At 36.0% G+C, this 19,617-nt stretch carries 11 protein-coding genes, 1 rRNA gene and 2 pseudogenes; 11 read left to right on the top strand and 3 right to left on the bottom strand.

The window, feature by feature from the left end:
* Positions 1-518: 518 nt before the first annotated feature.
* A complete protein-coding gene (locus GKR88_08190) occupies positions 519-2,168 on the top strand; it encodes a solute:sodium symporter family transporter (GenBank protein QMU64267.1) in 1,650 nt (549 codons plus the stop codon).
* Between the two features lie 79 nt (positions 2,169-2,247).
* Here GKR88_08190 and GKR88_08185 read toward each other — a convergent pair whose 3' ends face one another.
* A complete protein-coding gene (locus tag GKR88_08185; protein ID QMU64266.1) occupies positions 2,248-4,752 on the bottom strand; it encodes a zinc carboxypeptidase in 2,505 nt (834 codons plus the stop codon).
* Positions 4,753-4,884: 132 nt separating this feature from the next.
* On the opposite strand from GKR88_08185, the gene GKR88_08180 reads away from it, so the two are divergent.
* Positions 4,885-7,788: an FAD-binding protein gene (locus GKR88_08180; GenBank protein QMU64265.1), complete on the top strand. Its 2,904-nt coding sequence runs from the start codon at positions 4,885-4,887 to the stop codon at positions 7,786-7,788.
* A 5-nt stretch (positions 7,789-7,793) separates the two neighbouring features.
* Here the strand turns inward: GKR88_08180 and GKR88_08175 are convergent, their stop codons facing one another.
* On the bottom strand, positions 7,794-8,099 hold the full coding sequence (locus GKR88_08175) for a hypothetical protein (GenBank protein QMU64264.1): 306 nt from the start codon (positions 8,097-8,099) through the stop codon (positions 7,794-7,796).
* Here GKR88_08175 and GKR88_08170 point away from each other — a divergent pair.
* The 5 genes and pseudogenes from GKR88_08170 to GKR88_08150 all read left to right on the top strand — a co-directional run bounded on the left by GKR88_08170 (position 8,099) and on the right by GKR88_08150 (position 10,853).
* Positions 8,099-8,242: a hypothetical protein gene (locus GKR88_08170; protein ID QMU64263.1), complete on the top strand. Its 144-nt coding sequence runs from the start codon at positions 8,099-8,101 to the stop codon at positions 8,240-8,242. The genes GKR88_08175 and GKR88_08170 overlap by 1 nt on opposite strands.
* A gap of 138 nt (positions 8,243-8,380) precedes the next feature.
* A pseudogene (locus tag GKR88_08165) lies at positions 8,381-9,085 on the top strand (transposase).
* A 30-nt stretch (positions 9,086-9,115) separates the two neighbouring features.
* Positions 9,116-9,487, top strand: a complete 372-nt coding sequence (locus GKR88_08160; GenBank protein QMU64262.1) for a transposase — start codon at positions 9,116-9,118, stop codon at positions 9,485-9,487.
* Positions 9,487-10,344 (top strand): IS3 family transposase, encoded by an 858-nt coding sequence (locus GKR88_08155; protein QMU64261.1) that lies wholly within the window; start codon positions 9,487-9,489, stop codon positions 10,342-10,344. Before GKR88_08160 ends, GKR88_08155 begins: the two co-directional genes overlap by 1 nt.
* A 41-nt stretch (positions 10,345-10,385) precedes the next feature.
* Positions 10,386-10,853 (top strand): annotated as a pseudogene (locus tag GKR88_08150) (transposase).
* 5 nt (positions 10,854-10,858) lie between these two features.
* On the opposite strand, the gene GKR88_08145 reads toward GKR88_08150, so the two are convergent.
* Positions 10,859-11,947 (bottom strand): M42 family peptidase, encoded by a 1,089-nt coding sequence (locus GKR88_08145; protein ID QMU64260.1) that lies wholly within the window; start codon positions 11,945-11,947, stop codon positions 10,859-10,861.
* Between the two features lie 280 nt (positions 11,948-12,227).
* On the opposite strand from GKR88_08145, the gene GKR88_08140 reads away from it, so the two are divergent.
* The 4 genes from GKR88_08140 to GKR88_08125 all read left to right on the top strand — a co-directional run bounded on the left by GKR88_08140 (position 12,228) and on the right by GKR88_08125 (position 19,596).
* Entirely contained in the window at positions 12,228-13,124 is an 897-nt protein-coding gene (locus GKR88_08140) for an ATP-binding cassette domain-containing protein (GenBank protein ID QMU64259.1), read from the top strand.
* Between the two features lie 11 nt (positions 13,125-13,135).
* Positions 13,136-16,789, top strand: coding sequence for a hypothetical protein (locus GKR88_08135; protein ID QMU64258.1), 3,654 nt, complete (start codon positions 13,136-13,138; stop codon positions 16,787-16,789).
* A gap of 44 nt (positions 16,790-16,833) precedes the next feature.
* Positions 16,834-17,607, top strand: coding sequence for a DUF4294 domain-containing protein (locus GKR88_08130; protein ID QMU64257.1), 774 nt, complete (start codon positions 16,834-16,836; stop codon positions 17,605-17,607).
* 466 nt (positions 17,608-18,073) lie between these two features.
* A 16S ribosomal RNA gene (locus GKR88_08125) occupies positions 18,074-19,596 on the top strand.
* The last annotated feature ends 21 nt before the right edge of the window (positions 19,597-19,617 follow it).

Raw genomic sequence — 19,617 nt, 5'->3', positions numbered from 1 at the left:
TTTCTTAAGTATCCGTTTAAATACCAAAAAAAGAGTTATTAAAACATTGTGAAAACCCTTTAATCTTTTAATTTATTGAATATCACAATGTCAAACTTTTAGTCGTATTAAGCCTCGTCGGGTTATCAATTTGTTTCTTACTTACAGGTAAATGTATACAATTATTTTTAATGAAATGCTAAGGTTTTAATTTTTAGAGTTTGTTCTTTTTTTAAATACCTGTATAGATACCTGAGAAAAGTAATTAGATAATTCCTAAAATCATTTAATTTTTAAATCGAACTCATTTAATTCTCAATGACCTAATTAAGAATAAAAATGAGTATTTTTTGCTGTTTGGCCAAAAAATAAAAAATCATTTTTTTTAATATTAATTTCATTTTACATAAATAATTGTATAATTTGACAAGTTTAAATGAGTTGCCTGAAAGTGTTAATATCTGATTCGATAATTTTTTTCAAGAAGATACATTTAGGTAATACACTAAAAAAACCAATAAAAACACTTAATTAATATAATGATAACAACTCTTTCTTTTTTAGGATTCACCCTATTAGTAGCATTCATTGCCTGGTATGCAACGAGAAAAACAAATGAAAAATCGGCAGATGGGTATTTTTTAGGGGGTAGAAGCCTCGGCGCAATCACTATTGCAGGATCGCTACTACTAACCAATTTATCAGCAGAACAGATTGTAGGGCTCAATGCCAGTGCTTTTAAAGAAGGCATTATGGTGATGGCCTGGGAAACACTGGCTGCAATTGCCATTATTTTTGGAGCTTTGTTTTTACTTCCAAAATATATGCGATCCGGTATTACAACCATTCCGGAATTTATAGAAACCCGTTTTGATGCAAACACAAAGTCTATACTTTCCATACTATTCTTGTTAGCTTACGGAATTGTTTTGTTACCGACCATTCTATATTCCGGTTCTTTAGCCTTTAGTACCATGTTTGATTTGCCTGCGGTTTTAGGTATATCGGACCAAGCAGTTATTTGGATTTGTGTTTGGGCAATTGGAATTATCGGAATTATTTATGCGATTTTCGGAGGGTTGAAAGCCGTAGCAGTTTCAGATCTAATCAACGCCATTGGGCTTTTGGTAGGTGGATTGCTCATTCCAATTTTCGGATTGCTTTTGATAGGAGATGACAGTATTGGAAATGGTCTTAGTGAGCTATTCAGCAAAAATCCTGATAAGTTTGAAATGCAAGGAGCCATAGATTCTTCCATTCCTTTTGGTACGGTTTTTACCGGAATGATGATTGCTCAAATCTATTACTGGGGAACCAACCAATCGATTTTACAGAGAGTATTTGCTGCCAAAAGTTTAAAAGAAGGTCAGAAAGGGATGCTACTTGCTGCTTTGATAAAATTTCTGATTCCGGTGATTGTCGTTTTACCGGGAATCATTGCCTGGCACTATTTTGATGGAAATCTTACAAATCCTGATCAGGCTTACCCTGCTTTGGTAAAAGAAGTGTTGCCCGGAGCCTTTACAGGTTTTTTTGCAGCAGTGCTTTTCGGATCGGTTTTAAGTTCTTTCAATAGCCTTCTCAACAGTAGCGCAACACTTTTTGGTGTTGACCTTTTCAGGCAATTTTTCAAAAAAGATGCTACCGAGTTTCAAACGGTAAAAGCAGGAAAGAGATTTGGACTGGTACTTGGAATTGTTTCTATGACTATTGCGCCGTTTATCATGCATGCACCTGATGGTTTATTTAGCTATATACAGCAATCATTAGGCAGCCTGAGTGTTCCTATTTTGGCAGTCGTTTTGGTGGGGATGTTTACCAAAAAAGTTCCGGCTATAGGAGCTAAAATTGTGATGATTGCCGGGGTCATATTATATATAATAAGCCTAATCATTCTGGAACCATATTTTAGAGGAACTACCGTTGAAGCTGCCATGGCAAATGGTATTGCTGATGCAAAAGAACTGAGCATTATCAAAGCAGAAGCCTACCCTCATTATTTGCATGTCATGGGCATCTTGTTTTTAGTAAACATGGTATTTATGTTAGTGATGGGTAAAATAAGACCCAAGACAACCCCGTATGAACCAAAGATTACGAAAAACGTAGATATTACTCCATGGAAGCATACACTGGTAGCCGGTATTATTATTGCCTTGCTGGTACTAAGTACTTATCTGATTTTTTAAGATGTATTGAATACCTAATATAGTTGAAAAGTATGAAAGCGATCTTAGATATTTTAAACTTGGAACTTTTCAACTGTATTTACATCTTATCTCCAAAGAAAATAGCATTCATTAATAATTTATTGGTTCCATACCAAAAAGCTCTAAAATTGGTATTGTCCGTAAATACAATGACACGTCCTTTACCCATTCGCTGCACTTTAAAAGGAACCGTATTTTTAATGACTTTGGCATTCTCTTTGGAAATATAACCGCTTAACAGCGGATTTTGTGTATACTGAATGGGGTTGTTATAACTCTTTTTAGCTGCTTTTATAAATACGGTTGTATTTCTGAATAAAGCAATCCGATTGTTTTTATATCCGAAATTAACAGGGTGAGAACGATCGATAGCTGCTTCAAAAATAGCTCCGCCAATAACCTGCGCCCCTGTCTGTTTGGATTTGTTTTCAAAAGAAACATTTTTCACGGTATCCGTTTTTGCTTTGTCCAATGTCAGTTTGATAAACTTTTGTTTATGCAACCATCTTACAGCATTCCTATACCCAATTAAGATTCCGCCGTTGCGAACCCATGCTTTCAATTTTTTAATACTGCTGGCATCAATAGTACTACTATTCGGAACTACAATTGCAGTGTATTTGCTAATATCTATTTTGTTGAAATAGCTCATATCTAATTTGGTGAGATGCATATCATATCGCTGATCTAATAAATGCCAAACCTCACCGGCATCGTTCCCAAAAATACCATTGCCGACCAATATGGCTACTTTAGGCAGCTTTATGTTTTTAAAATTATTGCTACCTAAATCAATACCCTCATTCCAACCTGTAGTAACACCATCTATTTTCAGATGCCCCTCTTGAGCTACTTTCTCTAAAAAATGGAACAGACGGTCAGCATCTAATTTTTGATTTTGAACAGGGATAAAAATAGTCCCGTAATCATAAGAAGTATTACCATTTTTAAAACTTTTCATGGCTACTTTTGCCCGGATTCCTTTTTTTAAGATAGCATTTAAAACCTTAGGTGTATAGTATTCATTCCAGGGCATTAAATAACCGTAATTGCTTTTGTTAATGCTGCCGTTATGAAATTTCAAATCTTTTACCTCATCTCCGGCTTTATGAAGAGAAATATTTTCTGCAAAATCAACCCCAAAAGCATGATGAAAACTCCATGCGGATACATCATAAAACAGACTATCCTGAAATTGAGTTCGTACATCAAACATAGCTTTTACCAAGCGTTGATTTTTTTGATTCATTGGCACAATATAACTATAGCCTTTCTTGAAACGCTTTCCATTGGCAGAAAAATCAGCTTTTATATGATGAAATTTTATGTGATGTCTTTTTAAAATTTCTGCCAGATGATATGTTTTTGCTCCATCCTTTTCATTTCCAAAAACAATTGCCTTCGTTTTTGAAGATTCGGATTTTGCTTTGGCATAAAAATCTTGCTGGTATTTCAAGATTTTTATACGCATATTTTTTGCAGCATTTAGAGTAGACATTGCAGTCGTATATTGATTCCTGATAGTAAAAGGAAATGTCAGTAGTCCATTATCAGTTTCCTGAGCATGCCCGCGAGAACTTCCTTGTTCAAACAAAATACCAATACTTCCATTAATATCAGGAAAAGTAGATCCTTTACCATAATAGAAATCATCGAAACTCTCTTCGGAATAATATTGAGAGCCTATTTTGTCCAGTGCTTTTGCATGAAAACGAGCAATTTCGCGAGTGAGCTCCTGGTTCATTTTTGGTGTTAGCGGATGGGTTCTGCTCTGAATTCCCGGCTGAAAAAAGAAGGTGGCATTAGAACCCATTTCATGATGGTCTGTCAAAATGTTTGGCAGCCATTTATGGAAAGTTTCTATTCTGGCTCCCGATTCCGGTAACTGAACAGGCAACCAATCTCGATTCATATCAAACCAATAATGATTCGTCCTCCCTCTTGGCCATACCTCTCTGTATTCCCGATCATTTGGGTCCGGATTTATATTCCTACTTTTATTTGTATTTGCCCAATAAGCAAAACGCTGCAATCCGTCCGGGTTAAAACTAGGGTCAAATAAGATAACCGTATTTTTTAGCAAATCTACTGTTTCGGGTGAATCAGAAGCTGCCAGATAATATGCAACTGCTAATGAAGCGTTTGACCCGCTGGGTTCATTTCCATGAATAGAAAAACCCTGGTAAACAATTATAGGATCGTTGGAAACATCTATAGAGGTGTCATTTGTACCGGCTATATGGTGCTTACGAATTGCTTCCAAACGCCGGTGATTTTCGGGAGCAGTAATGGTCAGCAGTAGCAGAGGACGTCCTTCATATGTATGACCTCTGGTTTCTATGGAAATCCTGTCAGAAGTTTTCGCTAAAGCCTTCATATAAGTTACCAACTTATCATGTGTAATGTGCCACTCCCCTACTTCATGTCCTATGATACTTTTGGGTGTGGGAATCGTTGCATTATAACTTTCATCGCCCGGAATATAATAGCTTATATCTATTTTTTGAGCATTTGTAATACTTATGGTAAATAATAGAATCGTAAAAAATAACAGCTTTTTCATTATAAAAATATCGTTTAAGTATAGACAAATATATGAATATCATATCTTTCTTTACAGTACTTCAAAAACAAACGAATTTGTGTTATTTTTAGCATTTGGTTTCAAATGCTCAAATGCATATCATAAGAAGGAATGATCAGCAAACGCAAACTTACACTACTTGATACTTCTCTTTCGGGAGAATTTTTTTTTGATGATTTACATAAAACCCTCTATGCTACCGATGCTTCCGTATACAGAAAAATTCCGTTGGCAGTAGCGTACCCGAAAGATAAAAAAGATATTCAGACACTTATTGCATTTGCGGTTGAAAATAAGATTACATTGATTCCGAGAACAGCAGGAACTTCTTTAGCAGGCCAATGTGTCGGTGACGGAATTATAGTAGATGTTTCCAAGCATTTTACTTCAATTCTTGCTTTTGATGAAGCAAGTAAAACCATTACGGTACAGCCCGGTGTTGTCAGAGATGAATTAAACTTGTTTTTAAAACCATACGGCCTGTTCTTCGGGCCCAATACTTCAACTTCCGACAGATGTATGATTGGTGGAATGGTAGGTAACAACTCCTCCGGAAGCACTTCTATCAAAAATGGCGTTACCAGAGACAAAGTATTGCGAATTGAAACAGTTCTGAGTGACGGATCAATCGCCGTATTTGAAGAAATATCCTCCGATAGTTTCAGAAAAAAAAGCAGAGAAAGAACTTTAGAAGGCACTATTTATAAAACATTACTGACAGCGCTTGAGCCGGAAGCCGTTCAAAAAGAAATCAAAGAACAGTTTCCGAAACCCTCTATTCACAGAAGAAATACAGGATACGCCATTGATGCATTGTTAGATTCGGAACTGTTCGGAGGTACCCATCCGAATATTAACCTGGCAAAATTAGTAACGGGAAGCGAAGGCACACTGGCTTTTACTACGGCTGTTACGTTACAATTAGACGATGTAAATCCTCCGGCTAGTATTGTGGTGCTGCCTCACTTTACAAATATCAATGAAAGCTTAAAAGCTACGGTTGTAGCCATGAAACACAATTTAGCCACTTGTGAGTTGATGGATAAAGTGATTCTGGACTGTACTAAAAATAATAAGGAACAGGCAAAAAACAGGTTTTTTTTGGAAGGGGATCCGGAAGCAGTACTCATTTTAGAAGTACAGGCAGCAACCCTTCAGAAAGCTCAAGAACTTGCGGGTGCATTAGTTCAGGATTTAAAAGGCAGTCATTTTGGCTATCATTATACAACGGTTTTCGGAAATGATATCAAACGTGTTTTTGATTTACGAAAAGCAGGGTTGGGCTTATTAGGAAATATTATTGGCGATAAGAAAGCAGTGGCTTGTATAGAAGATACGGCAGTTGATTTACAGGATTTGCCGGAATATATTGATGCTTTTACACACATCATGGATACATATCGGCAGAAAGCAGTATACTATGCCCATGCAGGGGCAGGTGAACTACACTTACGCCCGATATTAAACCTGAAAAAATCCGAAGATGTTGATTTGTTTCGAAAAATTACAACCGAAACAGCTCAATTGGTAAAGAAATACAGAGGCTCTTTTAGCGGTGAACATGGTGATGGTATTGTCCGTGCCGAGTTTATTCCGATGATGATAGGTGAAGACAATTATCAAATTTTACGTAACATTAAGAAAGCGTTTGATCCCAACCATGTGTTCAATAAAGGAAAAATTACAGATGCTTTTCCTATGGATCAGGATTTACGCTATGAAACGGACAGAAAGGAACCTGAAATCACTACCATCCAGGATTTTTCGGATAATGAAGGTATTCTACGATTAGCCGAAAAATGTAACGGTTCCGGAGATTGTAGAAAACCGGCATCGGCCGGCGGAACCATGTGCCCCAGTTATCGTGCAACCAAAAACGAAAAAGACACTACACGGGCAAGAGCAAATGCGCTACGGGAATTTTTAACCCATTCAAAAAAGAAAAACACGTTCAATCATAAAGAATTAAAAGAAGTTTTCGATCTCTGTTTAAGCTGTAAAGCATGTGCTTCCGAATGTCCCAGTAATGTAGATGTTGCTGCTTTGAAAAGTGAATTTCTCTACCAATACCAAGAGGTGAACGGATACTCCTTTCGCAGTAAATTATTTGCTAATAATGTAACATATACTAAACTGGGAAGCATTGCTTCCCGAATTACAAATACAGTTCTGAATACCCGTTTTGCCAAAAAAATAATGGGCGTGGCAATAGCGCGAAGCATCCCAAAACTGGCACCTGAAACCTTATGGAACTGGTATCAAAAACAACCTTCTTCCGATAGTACAAAAACCGTATATCTTTTTTGTGATGAATTTACCAATTTCTATGATGTTGAAACAGGAAAAGACGCTGTAATTTTATTAAAAAGATTGGGGTATAACCCTCAAATTATACATCATGAAGAAAGCGGACGTAGCTTTATCTCCAAAGGCTTTTTGAAAGAAGCAAAGAAAATTGCAAATAAAAACATAGCCGTTTTTAAAAAATGGGTTTCACCGGAGACTCCTTTAATAGGAATAGAGCCTTCGGCTATTTTAACTTTCAGAGATGAGTACCTCCGACTGGCCGATGATTTGGATTCGGCAAAGGTTATTTCCGAAAATACATTTACAATTGAAGAATTTTTAAGTAGCGAATATAATGATAACCGCATTCAGGCAAACCTGTTTACCAAGCGCTCTATGATTCTTAAAATTCACGGGCACTGCCACCAAAAAGCATTGTCCGGTATACATGCTACTTTTACGATGTTAAACATTCCGGAAAATTATGAACCTGCTATTTTAAATACGGGTTGTTGCGGAATGGCTGGTTCTTTTGGATACGAGAAAGAACATTATAAGATAAGCATGCAGGTTGGAGAAGATACCTTATTCCCAAAGATACGTAGTATCCCTGAAAATACAGAGATTGCTGCGGCAGGGACGAGTTGCCGGCATCAAATTTTTGACGGCACCAAACGCATTTCCAAACACCCTGTTACTATTTTAAGAGAGGCGCTTATACCATTTTAAAACGGTTAAACCTCACAGGTTTCCAAAACCTGAATATTGTTGGCAATAGTAGCCATGCCATAAGAAACGGAAGGAATGGTTAAGACACGACGGAAATCATCTGCTTTTATAAGTTGCGCAAATAGTTTTTTGAGCCTGATAACCGGGTCAAAAAAAGCCGAGGTAGAAATTGTATAGGGCCTGCTTTTTTCCAAAACAGTCTTTATGCCGGCTTCTTCTATAGGTTTAAAAGAAGGGGAAAGACTGGCAATATTTAAATAATTAATATCTTCCGGAATATCAAATAATGCTGTTTGCTGTGTTAATGACATTGAACTCATTTAAACTTTTTGGATTTAAGCGAAAATTAGAAGTTTTTAGGGCTGTTGAAGGATTTTTTGAGTTGCATAACAGCGCTACGGAAGGAAAAAAAGACAAAAACAGAGCGGAAAACAGTAATTTTTTAGCAAATTGAAAAAGTTTAAATGAGTTCATTAGTTTAGTACATGACAAAAAATATAATTAATTGATTATCAGTAAATTAAATGTTAAATAATTAAAATAAAGCATTGATTTTCAGTATATTAGAAGAATAACATCACTCATTTTTCTAATGAAAAAAACCAATGCTTCCACTAAAAGTAGTGAATTAAATTCAGTTTTAAGTTCTCATTTCCAAGGTAAGATCAATTTGGCAAGAATCAAACTCATATCACATTTCATTATCGCCCTCTGTAAGGTACAGACAGTTACCTTTGAAAAGGTAGCCAACGCTTTTGAGACCTCAGTAGATTCGAAGTCATCACTCAGACGTATTCAAAGATTTATTGCTGATTATTCGTTGGATGGAGATTTGATCGCTCGTCTTATATTTAGTCTCCTTCCTAAGCAAGAGGGATTGATCTTGAGTATTGATAGGACCAATTGGAAGTTTGGTCAGACCAACATCAACATTTTTATGTTGGGAGTTGTCTATAAAGGTGTTGCCTTCCCATTTATTACACGCTTATTAATTGACGGTGCCGTGTTGGGAGTTGTCTATAAAGGTGTTGCCTTCCCATTGTTATTTACTATGTTAGATAAGCCAGGGAACTCTAACAGTCAGGAGCGTATTGATCTTGTGAATCGTTTCATAAGACTTTTTGGCAAAGATGTTATTAAATCCATTGTAGCCGATAGAGAGTTTGTAGGTAATCATTGGTTGGATTTCTTGAATACAAATGGAATCAAATATTATATCCGCATTCGAAACAACTTTAAGGTAGAGCTTCCTGATAAGAACAAAACCATCAAAGTATTTCACTTGTTTGACCCGTCCTGAAATATGTATACAAAAAACAACAAGTATATGTATAAAAATGATGGATATGTAAGACGTTATAGTGAGAGTTTTAAACTCAAAGTATTAGCAGAACTTACCAAAGGAAACCATTCCAAAAGACAAATTGCCTTAACTTACGGCATACAATCTAGTACGATAAACGTATGGATTAAAAAATATGACCGTAAAGATTTAATGAACACCCGTGTAACCGTGCAAACAGACGACGAATTATCCCGTATTAAAGCCCTTCAAAAAGAGCTAAAACAACTCAAAGATCTTCTTATTAAAAAGGATCTAGATAAACTTGTGAATGATAGTTATCTTGAAGTAGCTGCTGAAAATCTTGGCTATAAAAATGTTGAAGAATTAAAAAAAAACTTAAACATAAAGCCTTAATGAAAATAGCACCGATTAATAGAAAAAAAAGAAGGTACGCCATCGCTACTATTTGTAATGCTTTCGAGTTAAAAAGAGATGCTTATTACAAATATCAAAAAAGGTTTGTTCTTAAAAAACAAATAGAACAAAATGTAATAATGCTTGTTAAAAAAAGCAGGAAAACATTACCCAGAGAAGGTACTAGAAAGCTAATGAAATCCTTACATAATGATTTTAGGAAACAGAATATAAATATAGGTAGAGACCAGTTATTTAGAATCTTAAAAGAAAATAATTTGTTAATTAGAAGGAAAAAATATTCTTCTAAAACAACCAACTCTTACCATCGTTTTTATAAATATAAAAATATCATAAAAGACCTGATCATTAATAGACCTAACCAAGTTTGGGCTTCGGATATTACCTATATAAGAACTATAAATGGATTTTGTTATTTAGCACTTATTACTGATATGTATTCAAGAAAAATAGTAGGCTATGATATTAGTGATAGTTTAGAACTTAAAGGCTGTGTTAGAGCTTTAAATAAAGCTATTTATCAAACTAAAAATACCGAAGAAATCATACATCATTCTGATAGAGGAATACAATATTGTAGCAATGTTTATACTCAAATTTTGAAAAGAAAAAAGATACAAATCAGTATGACCCAAGAAAATCATTGCTACGAAAACGCAATGGCCGAAAGAGTTAACGGAATTTTAAAAGATGAATTCTTCCTCGACCAAACATTTACAAATATCAATCACGCCAAAAAAGCAACAAAAAATGCAATCAAATTATATAATAATAAAAGATTACATTTATCTTTAGATTATAAAACACCTAATTACGTGCACAAAAATGTAGCATAAATTTTAATAATTAACTGTAGCCCTATTTTAGGACGAGACAGTTTAATCCACATAAGATCAATGAGTTTGTGTATTATCCTAAAATTGTACGTGTTAATGGTCAGCTTTGTTTCCTTTCCGGATGCAAGTTGTACCCAAAAAATGGAAAGCCTGATTTCTTAATCATTGTATCGTTCAACGCTCCTGATAAGGCCTTTGAACAATACAAAGAACGATGGCAGATAGAGATGTGTTTTAAAGCAATGAAAGCCAGTGGCTTTGATATTGAAAACACACACCTGCAAGATATTAAGCGTATTGAAAAATTAGTACTGCTTGTAATGATGGCTTTCGTATGGTGTTACAAAGTTGGTATATATTTACATCAGATTAAGCCTATCAAAATAAAAAAGCATGGAAGAATGGCTAAAAGCATATTCAAATATGGATTAGATTATATCGCTTCTGTGCTATTAAACCCTGTAAATCAAAACAATATGAACTTGACTAAATTTTTGTCATGTACTTAGGTTCATTAGTTAAAATAAGAGAACGATGCTCTGTTTTCGATTTTTAATAAGGTTTCGTAAATTAATTGAATGACATGCTCTACATCATCTCTATGTACCATCTCTACGGTAGTATGCATATATCTTAATGGTAACGATATCAATGCGGAAGCCACACCGCCATTACTATATGCAAAAGCATCGGTATCCGTTCCTGTTGCTCTGGATAAAGCAGCACGTTGAAAAGGAATTTTCTTTTCCAAAGCAGTCTCTGTAATCAAGTCTCTTAATTTTTGTTGTACTGCCGGAGCATATGCAATGACGGGGCCTTTTCCGTTTACAACAGCTCCTTCTTTCTTTTGATCGATCATAGGCGTGGTCGTATCATGAGTAACGTCCGTTACAATTGCTACATGAGGCTTAATGGTTTGTGTAATCATCTCGGCACCTCGCAATCCTATTTCTTCCTGTACGGAATTAGTAATATACAACCCGAAAGGAAGCTCTTTTTTATTTTCGTGTAAAAGCCTGGCTACTTCCGCAATCATAAAACCACCCATTCTATTGTCCAGTGCCCTGCATACAAAGTTTTTTTTGTTTAAAATATGAAACGCATCGGGATACGTAATAACACAGCCTGTGTGAACACCTAACTTTTCAACTTCTTTCCTGGTAGTACAACCACAGTCAATAAAAATATTTTCGACCTTGGGAGCTTCTTCTTTAGCCCTGTTTCTTGTGTGAATTGCCGGCCAGCCAAACACCCCTTTAACAATGCCTTTTTTAGTATGGATATGTACCACTTTGCTAGGTGCAATCTGATGATCGCTGCCTCCATTGCGGATAACATAAATTAGTCCGTTGTCAGAAATATAGTTTACATACCAGGAAATTTCATCAGCATGTCCTTCAATTACTACTTTATAGTCCGCTTTTGGATTGATTACCCCAACGGCGCTACCGTAAGTATCAGTAATAAACTCATCTACATAAGGTTTCAGGTATTCCATCCATATTTTCTGCCCTTTCCATTCGTATCCTGTAGGAGCGGCATTGTTCAAATAGTTTTCTAGAAAATGTATCGACTTTTTATTCAGTATTGATTTTTTGGCCATTTTTTAAGTATATAAAGTAAAAAAATTTAATCGTTAGGTCTAGTGCACCAAACTTTGTTCATGATACGGAAGTACTGTACACTTATTTTCGTAAAAATAAAACGATTTTTAGAATACTTGTTCAAATAAATTTAAAATTTATAACAAATAGGGTTACTTTGATACTCATGGCTAATTTAAAATAGTATATTTTGATATATTTGGCTCAACGTTTGAAAGTTTGAAGGCCTCAAAGTTAAAAAGGGCTCATATAATTAAATTAAGATAAAACAGTACGACAATGAAATTAGTCATTCGGAATTTAACAAAAACATATAAAAACGGTGTAAAGGCAATTGATGATCTGAGTATTGAAATCGGAACAGGGATGCTTGGCCTCTTAGGGCCGAACGGAGCGGGTAAATCATCATTAATGAGAACCATCGCCACACTACAAAGTCCGGATTCGGGGTCTGTTACTTTTGGTGACATCGACGTATTAAAAGATAAGATGTCCTTAAGAAAAGTATTGGGCTACCTGCCACAGTCTTTTGGTGTATATCCTAAAATGTCTGCGGAAGCACTATTAGATTACTTTGCCACATTAAAAGGAGTAAGTATCAAATCCGAAAGACAGGCATTAATAAAAGAAGTTCTGGAAATTACCAATTTATACAATGTGAGAAGAAAAAATGTGGCAGGATATTCAGGTGGGATGAAACAACGTTTTGGCATCGCGCAATTATTATTAAATAATCCCAAGCTTATTATTGTAGATGAACCCACTGCCGGCTTAGACCCTTCCGAACGCCATCGTTTTTTAAACGTTTTACGGGAAGTAGGTACAAATTCTACGGTTATTTTTTCTACACATATTGTAGATGATGTAAAAGAGCTGTGCAACGAAATGGCTATTTTAAACGGAGGCAGGATATTACAACATACAACTCCTCAGGAAGCGACAGCAGAAATTAAAGGACAAATATGGACAAAAACAATTCAAAGAGAAGAACTGGAAGCAGTAGAATTGGCATATAATGTATTGTCATCTAATTATAACCAAGATAATTCATTGAATGTTAGAGTACATAGTACGGATAAATCGGGAGAGCATTTTAAAAGTGCTAATCCGCAGTTAGATGATGTCTATTTTATAGCATTGAAGAAAGATGAATCAATGAAAGCTATTCCGGCTTAAAAAATATACGTATGTTTTTAACTATATTCAGACAAGAAATAAAGTATTGGTTTAAGAAACCAGCTTTTTATGTTTATCTAGGCATTTTTGCGTTGCTTTCGATTCTTCTGTCGGCTTCGGCTGCCGGAATTTTTGATTCCTTAACTGTTACAACGGGCTCGTCGAGAATAGTAAATTCTCCTTTGGCTGTAAATAATTTGTTTAATGCCCTGTCTATCTTTATATTTTTCCTGTTTCCGTCTATTGTCGGGGTTTCCATATACAGGGATTTTAAAAGTGAAATGCACACCATCTTGTATTCCTATCCTTTTACCAAAGCCAATTATTTATTTGCTAAATTTTCAAGTTCAATATTCGTAGTTTCCTGTGTTGTATTAACCATCGGGGTTTTTATGTTTATCGGGTTTCGGTTTCCGGGAACCAACCCGGATATTGTCGGGGCATTCAATATCAAAGCATATGTGCATTCTTATTTAGTATATATTTTGCCAAATATCATTTTATTTGGAACCATTGTTTTTGTGGTAGTTACTTTTTCCAGAAATATAGCGGCAGGTTTTATTACCGTAATCATATTGCTTTTTATTCAGGCATTAACAGAAGGCCTTTTGAATGAAGAAGATACAAGATACCTGGCAGCACTGCTAGATCCTTTTGGAGCATCAGCAGCTAATTATTATACAAGATACTGGACTGTTTCCGAACAAAACGAAATGCTATTGCCGGTAAAAGAAGTAATTATTTACAATCTATTACTATGGCTAACCATATCTGTACTGGTTTTTGGATTTGTATTTAAGTATTTTTCATTTAGTCAAAATGCCTTTAGCTTCCATTTCAAAAAAAGCAAAGCGGAAAGAAGTACAAAAAGAAACTTTGGAGGCATTGTAACAATTAACCTGCCTAAGGTCAGGCACCATTATTCTTTTATTCAAAACCTAAAAGCAATATGGAAATTATCGGTAATTGATTTCAAATATATTTTTAAAAGTTTACCTTTTATATGTATTGTATTGGTTGGACTGCTCTTGACAATAACGGTTTTATTTACCGTTGGGAATCTTTTTGGAACTCCTACATTACCGGTTACATGGCAAATGTTATTAGGAGGGAATTTTTTCAAATTATCCATTAACCTATGCACTTTCTTGTATGCAGGAATGTTAGTACACAGAGCCAATATAGCTAGAGTCAATCACCTGATAGATGTTACTCCCATTCCCAATTGGGTGCTGTTGTTGTCTAAGTTATTGGCCTTGTTGAAAATGCAAATGGTACTATTACTTGTAATTATAGTATCCGGCATCCTGTTTCAAACATATAAAGGATATTATGATTTTGAAACAGGTCATTACTTTTACGAAATTTATGGGCTCGGGTTTATCAATTATGTAATTTGGGCTTTGTTAGCACTTTGGGTTCAAACACTATTCAGGAACCCGTATCTTGGATTATTTGTATTGTTAGTAATTTCAATAGGGGTTGGATTCTTGGATTTTGCAGGAATAGAAAATGATTTGTATAAGTATAATGAAGGCCCCGGCTTTGAGTACTCGGACATGAATGGTTATGGAACATCATTTAACCCATATATGGCATATAAAACATATTGGCTGTTCTGTGGATTTATATTACTCGTTATGGCGGGATTATTCCGGGTAAGAGGCATCCCAAATTCTTTTAAAGAAAGAATTAAAATAGCAAAGTCGAGATTTCACGGAATAACAATAGTTGGGTCCTTACTTTTCTTTATCGGTTTTATATCACTTGGGATAACCATCCAAAAAGAAGAAGATTCGGACGGAGAAAACATCTCATCTAAAAAGCAGGAAAAACTACGGGTGGAATGGGAGAAAAAGTATAAAAAATACGAAAAATATAAGCAACCAAGAATCGTATCGGTAAATGTTGAAATGGATATTTTTCCCGAAAAAAGAGATTTTGATGCCCGAGGGAGTTATACAATGGTTAATAAAACAGCTGTTGAAATAGATAGTCTTTTTGTAAATCATAATGATTACCCGTCTACTTTTCAATTCGACCAGAAAGCGGCCTTGGTTTCAGAAGACACGATTTATGATTTTGACATTTATAAATTAGAATTAAGTTTGAAGCCCGGAGATACGCTGTTGCTAAACTTTACAGTAAAAAACAATCCTAATACATTACTCAACAACAATTCCCCGGTGATTAATAATGGAACTTTTATCAATAACTTTCAATTATTCCCTTCTCTTGGTTATGCTCCCGGAAGAGAATTAACAGATGATAAAACTAGAGAAAAATACGGATTGCCTAAAAATGATTTACAGCCTCACCCGTCAGACTCAACAGCATTAGGCAATACTTACATTTCCAAAGATGCGGATTGGATAGATTTTGAAGCTACTGTTAGCACTTCCGAAGATCAAATTGCCATAGCACCCGGATATTTGATAAAGGAATGGAAAGAAAGTAAAAGGAGATATTTTCATTACAAAATGGATAGCAAAATACTAAACTTTTACGCATTCAATTCAGCTAGGTATGAAGTAAAAAAAGAATTGTGGAATGGGATTAGTCTGGAGATTTATTATCACAAAGGGCATGAATACAATCTGGACAGAATGATAAAAGGGATGAAAGCTTCACTGGAATATAATGCCGCTAATTTTAGTCCATATCAGCACAGGCAAGCAAGGATTATTGAGTTTCCGAGAACTACAGGAAGCTTTGCACAATCTTTTCCAAATACCATACCATTTTCCGAAGGGGTAGGTTTTATTGCCGACGTAGATGACACAAACGAAGATGGAGTAGATTATCCGTTTGCAATTACAGTACATGAAGTAGCACATCAATGGTGGGCGCATCAGGTAATAGGAGCAGATGTCTTGGGAGCTACTATGCTTTCCGAAAGCCTGTCGGAATATGTATCTTTAAAAGTCTTGGAGCACGAACACGGAAAAAATAAAATGCGAACATTTTTAAAAAAAGCACTGGACGGATACCTGCAACAAAGAACATTCGAACGCAAAAGAGAAAAACCATTGATGTATAATGACGGACAGGGATATATCCGTTATCAAAAAGGCTCATTAGTATTTTATGCCTTAAGTGATTATATAGGAGAAGAAAACTTGAATAAAGCTCTGAAAAAATACGTAGAAAAAGTTCAGTTTCAAGAACCTCCTTATACAACCTCCATAGATATGGTAAATTATATAAAAGAAGCGACTCCGGATTCTTTACAATATATAATCAAAGATATGTTTGAAACAATTACGCTATATAAAAATAGAATAACAGAAGCCTCTTACAAACAACTTGAAAACGGAAAATACCAGGTAGATATAGAGTTCAATGTAAGTAAATACAGAAATGATGACAGAGGAAAAAGATATTACGTAGAACAAGTTGGAGACACTATTTCTTATAAAACAGATAAGATGAAAAAACCGATACTGTCCGTAAAATTAAATGATTATATAGATTTGGGTATATTTACGGAAGAAGATACAGAAGGCAAAAAGAAAGAGGTAGCGTTATATTTTAAAAAGATTCATATTACAAAGATCAATAATAAGGTTTCTATAATCGTAGATAAAAAACCAACGGAAGTAGGTATAGATCCATATAACAAGCTAATAGATACACAATCCGGAGATAATAGAAGGAAGCTGTGATACTATCAATTTTTATTCTGTAGAAAAATTAGCTATTGGTTTGGATGTATTTCAATATTCAAAATAAGTATATTTACAGACCTATAGCTACGATTTTGAAAAGAATACTTTTTATATTCACGGTACTATTTTCTGTTTTTGTGTATTCACAAAAAAGAGATACCATCCCATTAAATATAGAAGACTACATACTCATTAAAAGAGGAGATACATTAACTATTAATTTAGATGAATTTTCAATACTACCTAAGCATAAGTTCCAATCTCCCGAAGATGCCGGGTATTATTATTGGTTTAGAAGTAAAGTGCATAAGGCATACCCGTATGCAAAACTGGCTTCACAAAGATTAGATAGCTTAAATAGCCGGTTAAAAAGAATAACATCCAAAAGAAAAAGAAGAAAATATGTAAAAAGGGCGCAAAAATATTTGGAAGGAGAGTTTACGGATCAGCTAAAAAAAATGACAAGGACAGAAGGCCGAATTTTAATCAAACTGATTCACAGGCAAACAGGCAAAACTGCATTTAAAAATATAAAAGAACTGAGAAGTGGGTGGAAAGCCTTTTGGTATAATGTTACGGCAAACATATTTAAACTATCTTTAAAAGCCGAATACCACCCGGAATCCGTAAATGAAGATTATTTAATAGAAGATGTATTATACAGGGCCTTTCAAAACGAAACATTAGAGGCACAAAAAAGTAAGCTGGACTTTGATTTTCCTAAGATTGCTGCACAAAATAAAGGAAAGGTAGATGTTGAAGAATATAAGAAAATGTTTGCTGAGATGAAAAAGAAGAAAAAATCTAAAAAATAACTATAAAAGACTTCTTTTTTTAAAAGAACATTTTTTATTTTTATCGTTTTTAGAGTATATTTCATTGCTTTTAAACAAGTTAAAAATAAACAGGTAAAAATATTAGAATTTTTATTGTTAGGAAGAAAATAGTTTATACATTTGCAACCGCTTAGAAAGTAGGAAAGTGTTAGAGGTGAGACTTTGGAAGGGTTTTTGGCTGGCTAGTAGTTATTGAGTTAGTTAAAATTATCGGGTTCGATTCCCGTTTTTCGGCTAGGATTATGATTTGAGAATTAATTGGTAGATTGGTAGATTGGTTAATTGGTAGATTGGTTAATTTTCAAATTAGTAAGAGTTCATTGACAGTATTGAGATTGACAGCGTATAAAGAGTAAGATATTGATTGTTATTATATAATAGGTTTTCTCCTTTTATATAGTTCAATTTCTTTAGAGAATTTTTCATAATGATAGTATTAAAGCACTACGATGAAGAGTTTGATCCTGGCTCAGGATGAACGCTAGCGGCAGGCTTAACACATGCAAGTCGAGGGGCATCATTATCTGCTTGCAGATAGATGGCGACCGGCGCACGGGTGCGTAACGCGTATAGAACCTACCTTTTACAGGGGGATAGGCTTTAGAAATGAAGATTAATACCCCATAGTATTATTGATTGGCATCGATTGATAATTAAAGATTTATTGGTAAAAGATGGCTATGTGTCCTATTAGCTGGATGGTAAGGTAACGGCTTACCATGGCTACGATAGGTAGGGGCCCTGAGAGGGGGATCCCCCACACTGGTACTGAGACACGGACCAGACTCCTACGGGAGGCAGCAGTGAGGAATATTGGACAATGGGCGCGAGCCTGATCCAGCCATGCCGCGTGCAGGAAGACAGCCTTATGGGTTGTAAACTGCTTTTATACGGGAAGAAACCTATCTACGCGTAGATAGTTGACGGTACCGTAAGAATAAGCACCGGCTAACTCCGTGCCAGCAGCCGCGGTAATACGGAGGGTGCAAGCGTTATCCGGAATCATTGGGTTTAAAGGGTCCGCAGGCGGTCAATTAAGTCAGAGGTGAAATCCCATAGCTTAACTATGGAACTGCCTTTGATACTGATTGACTTGAGTTATATCGAAGTAGATAGAATATGTAGTGTAGCGGTGAAATGCATAGATATTACATAGAATACCGATTGCGAAGGCAATCTACTAGGTATATACTGACGCTGATGGACGAAAGCGTGGGTAGCGAACAGGATTAGATACCCTGGTAGTCCACGCCGTAAACGATGGACACTAGTTGTTGGAGTTATTCAGTGACTAAGCGAAAGTGATAAGTGTCCCACCTGGGGAGTACGGTCGCAAGATTGAAACTCAAAGGAATTGACGGGGGCCCGCACAAGCGGTGGAGCATGTGGTTTAATTCGATGATACGCGAGGAACCTTACCAGGGCTTAAATGTGATATGACCGGTTTAGAGATAAATCTTCCTTCGGGCATATCACAAGGTGCTGCATGGTTGTCGTCAGCTCGTGCCGTGAGGTGTCAGGTTAAGTCCTATAACGAGCGCAACCCTTGTCGTTAGTTGCCATCAAGTAAAGTTGGGGACTCTAACGAGACTGCCGGTGCAAACCGAGAGGAAGGTGGGGATGACGTCAAATCATCACGGCCCTTACGTCCTGGGCTACACACGTGCTACAATGGCCGGTACAGCGAGCAGCCACTACGCGAGTAGGCGCGAATCTATAAAGCCGGTCACAGTTCGGATCGGAGTCTGCAACTCGACTCCGTGAAGCTGGAATCGCTAGTAATCGGATATCAGCCATGATCCGGTGAATACGTTCCCGGGCCTTGTACACACCGCCCGTCAAGCCATGGAAGCCGGGAGTACCTGAAGTCGGCCACCGCAAGGAGCCGCCTAGGGTAAAACTGGTAACTAGGGCTAAGTCGTAACAAGGTAGCCGTACCGGAAGGTGCGGCTGGAACACCTCCTTTCTAGAGTTTTATGAAAACTTTAA

The sequence above is a fragment of the Flavobacteriaceae bacterium genome (assembly GCA_014075215.1).
GTDB lineage: Bacteria > Bacteroidota > Bacteroidia > Flavobacteriales > Flavobacteriaceae > Polaribacter.
This window is presented reverse-complemented; position numbering and strand designations above follow the sequence as displayed.

Bases quoted from the DNA above. Each gene is read 5' to 3' on its own strand.
- GKR88_08155 (QMU64261.1), top strand. From the start codon at position 9,487: ATGAAAATAGCACCGATTAATAGAAAAAAAAGAAGGTACGCCATCGCT.
- GKR88_08160 (QMU64262.1), top strand. From the start codon at position 9,116: ATGTATAAAAATGATGGATATGTAAGACGTTATAGTGAGAGTTTTAAA.
- GKR88_08185 (QMU64266.1), bottom strand. From the start codon at position 4,752: ATGAAAAAGCTGTTATTTTTTACGATTCTATTATTTACCATAAGTATT.
- GKR88_08175 (QMU64264.1), bottom strand. From the start codon at position 8,099: ATGTCATTAACACAGCAAACAGCATTATTTGATATTCCGGAAGATATT.
- GKR88_08135 (QMU64258.1), top strand. From the start codon at position 13,136: ATGTTTTTAACTATATTCAGACAAGAAATAAAGTATTGGTTTAAGAAA.
- GKR88_08140 (QMU64259.1), top strand. From the start codon at position 12,228: ATGAAATTAGTCATTCGGAATTTAACAAAAACATATAAAAACGGTGTA.
- GKR88_08190 (QMU64267.1), top strand. From the start codon at position 519: ATGATAACAACTCTTTCTTTTTTAGGATTCACCCTATTAGTAGCATTC.
- GKR88_08130 (QMU64257.1), top strand. From the start codon at position 16,834: ATGTATTTCAATATTCAAAATAAGTATATTTACAGACCTATAGCTACG.
- GKR88_08180 (QMU64265.1), top strand. From the start codon at position 4,885: ATGATCAGCAAACGCAAACTTACACTACTTGATACTTCTCTTTCGGGA.
- GKR88_08145 (QMU64260.1), bottom strand. From the start codon at position 11,947: ATGGCCAAAAAATCAATACTGAATAAAAAGTCGATACATTTTCTAGAA.